This is a genomic window from Stenotrophomonas sp. SrG, from assembly GCF_050031795.1.
GTDB classification, from domain to species: Bacteria; Pseudomonadota; Gammaproteobacteria; order Xanthomonadales; family Xanthomonadaceae; genus Stenotrophomonas; species Stenotrophomonas rhizophila_A.
The window spans coordinates 1-233 of sequence record NZ_JBNBBE010001514.1; the positions used below are offsets into that span (position 1 = coordinate 1).

At 74.7% G+C, this 233-nt stretch carries 1 protein-coding gene; it reads right to left on the reverse strand.

The window, feature by feature from the left end:
* Positions 1-47: 47 nt before the first annotated feature.
* The coding region (locus ACQG3P_RS24435; RefSeq protein ID WP_426806496.1) for a YqgE/AlgH family protein at positions 48-233 on the reverse strand (186 nt) is incomplete at its 5' end.

A 233-nucleotide genomic window follows, 5' to 3' on the forward strand; every position in this document is an offset into this window, starting at 1 on the left:
CGCCCTCGCAGCCGAGCACGGTGCCGTCGCGGCGGATGGTGGCCGGCTCAGCCATGGCCGCTGTAGTCCGTCAGCCGGAACAGGTCGACCCCGATCCGTGCGGCGGCGCCCTGCCAGCGCGGCTCCAGCGGCGTGGCGAACAGCAGTTCGGCCTCGGCGGGGACGGTCAGCCAGCAGTGGTCGGCGATCTCGCCTTCCACCCGGCCCACGGTCCAGCCGGCACAGCCCAGCGT